Below are 2,693 nucleotides of genomic sequence, written 5' to 3' on the forward strand. Positions count from 1 at the left end.
GCGTTTTTCCCTTATGAGTTTTTATGAACCCGCGGACAAGGCGCTGCTCAAGCGCCTGCTCATGAAGGCCGACCAGTTGCCCGAGGGCGCACGTATCCAGGCATTGGAACCCATCCTTAAAGACGGCGAAAAGGGGATCGAGGCATTCGTGGAAAAAGCCTACGCCGCCACCCGCCTGAAAGACCTGGAATTTGTCCAATCCCTTTTCACCAAATCGGTCAAAGAGATCGAAGCCGTCAACGATCCGTTGTTGCAACTGGCGGCCCGCATGTATCCGGAAACGGAAGCGGCACGCAAGCGCAATGAACGGCTGAACGCGCGCCTGGAAGACCTGCGGCGCCAATACATCCTCGCCCTGAAGGCCAGGTCTTCTTCTCCTCTTTACCCGGACGCCAACAGCACCCTGCGGTTTTCCTGGGGAGAGGTGGCCGGATACGAGCCTCGAGATGCCGTGCGCTACGCCCCCTTTACCACCCTTTCCGGGGTAATGGAGAAGGAAACCGGCGAAAAGCCCTTCATCGTGCCTGAAGGACTCAAGGCCATTTACAAGGAAAAGGATTTCGGCCGCTGGGCCCACCCTGACCTGAACGACGTGCCCGTGGCGTTCACCCACAAAGTGGACAGTACCGGCGGCAACAGCGGCAGTCCCGTTTTCAATGCCAGGGGCGAGCTGGCGGGCATTTTGTTCGACGGCAACTACGAAGCCCTTACCGGCGACTGGGAATTCGACAACGATATTCAACGCTCCATCTCCGTCGATATCCGTTACGTGTTGTTTATCACGGAAAAACTGGCCAAAGCCGACCATATCCTGAAAGAGATGGGTCTTTAATACCATTGAGATGCAAAAAGGCGGGCGCCCGCCGAGAGTCGGGCGCCCGCCTTGCCCTTACCCCGCTCTTCCCGTAAAATCATTCCCTGGAGATTGATTATTCCCAAACGGAATCATGTCATTAAACAACGCCCACGTCATAGTCGCTTTTGCCCTGTACCTGGCTTTCATGCTGGCCATCGGCTGGTTCTTTTACCGCCGCACCCGCAACCTGTCGGATTACATCCTGGGCGGGCGGGGGCTGAATTCATGGGTGGCGGCCATGAGCGCCCAGGCATCCGACATGAGCGGCTGGTTGCTGATGGGACTCCCGGGATTCGCTTACCTGGCCGGTATCGAGGCCGGATGGATCGCACTGGGACTGGGTGTGGGCACCTACCTGAACTGGAAACTGGTGGCACAGCGCCTGCGACGCTATACCGAGGCGGCAGACAACTCGCTGACCATTCCCAATTACTTTGAGAGCCGCTTCCATGACCGGTCACACCTGTTGCGACTGTTTTCAGCCCTCTTCATCCTGGTGTTTTTCCTGATCTACACGGCGTCGGGTTTCGTGGCCGGAGCCAAGTTGTTTTCCACGGTATTTGAATTGCCCTACCTGACCGCCCTGATCCTGGGTGCCCTGGTCATTATCACCTATACGTTCATGGGCGGATTCCTGGCGGTCAGCTGGACCGATTTCTTTCAGGGGCTCATCATGTTCCTGGCCATCACCATTGTCCCCCTGATGGTTGTCGTGCAAAAAGGCGGGTTCAACGCGACTATCTCAGCGTTATCCAACCTGAACAGAGAATTCCTCAATCCCCTGACAACCCCTTCCGGAACGGCCATCAGCCTCCTGGCCGTCCTGTCTTCACTGGCCTGGGGACTGGGCTATTTCGGACAGCCCCACATCCTGGCCCGTTTCATGGCCATCCGCAATCCCGCGAAAATCCCCCGTTCCCGCCATATCGCTATGACCTGGGTGGTAATCAGCCTGGGATGCGCCGTCTTGGCGGGCATGGCCGGAGCGGCCCTGCCGGTGCAATCCCTGATCGGGCCGGACTCTGAAAAAGTCTTTATCCTGCTGGTTGAACGCATGGCCCACCCGCTGATCGCGGGGATCTTTCTTTCCGCCATCCTGGCGGCCATCATGAGTACGGCGGACTCGCAGTTGCTGGTCACCTCCTCGGCCATCACCCACGATTTCTACAAGGTCCTGTTGAGACCGCGTGCCGGAGAACGGGAACTGCTCTGGATCAGCCGCCTGGCCGTGCTGGTCGTTGCCGTTGCGGCGCTGATTCTGGCCATGAACCCTGAAAACAGTGTACTGGAACTGGTCGCTTATGCGTGGGCCGGATTCGGCGCCACTTTCGGTCCCCTGGTACTCATCTCATTGTACTGGCCGCGCATGACCCGCAAGGGAGCCCTGGCTGGAATCATCGTGGGCGGAGTCACGGTCCTGTTGTGGAAGCCCCTGTCCGGAGGCATTTTTGACCTGTATGAAATCGTCCCGGGGTTCCTTTTCTCCGCCCTGGCCATCCTGGTGGTGAGTTTACTGGATAAGCAACCGCCGGCATCGATAAAAGCGGAATTCCGGCGCATCAATCCGCGGCGATAGGCCTTGCAGCTTCAGAACTTGCAGAAGGTGGAAAAAAGAAGCTGAGAGAGTTGATTCACCTTTTTTCGCGTACGGGCGACCGGCCGGTCGCCCCTACATTTTCAACTTCAAGTGTACGGGCGGGTTTCAAACCCGCCCCTACGTCTTCCCTTTTCAACTTTTGGATCTATTACGTTTTGTGTGGGTAAATACACATTGGTAATTGGTAAGCGGTTGTGAGTATGAGTACCCGCAGGGCATAAAGCATAAGCGAACGCAAAC

General features: G+C 57.1%; 2 protein-coding genes. Both read left to right on the forward strand.

Annotation, left to right across the window (positions count from 1 at the left end):
* A partial coding sequence (locus ENN40_04710; GenBank protein HDP94646.1) for a S46 family peptidase occupies positions 1-832 on the forward strand: 832 nt, incomplete at its 5' end.
* A gap of 115 nt (positions 833-947) precedes the next feature.
* On the forward strand, positions 948-2,432 hold the full coding sequence (gene putP, locus ENN40_04715; protein HDP94647.1) for a sodium/proline symporter PutP: 1,485 nt from the start codon (positions 948-950) through the stop codon (positions 2,430-2,432).
* The last annotated feature ends 261 nt before the right edge of the window (positions 2,433-2,693 follow it).

The organism is Candidatus Aminicenantes bacterium, from assembly GCA_011049425.1.
GTDB lineage: Bacteria > Acidobacteriota > Aminicenantia > UBA2199 > UBA2199 > UBA876.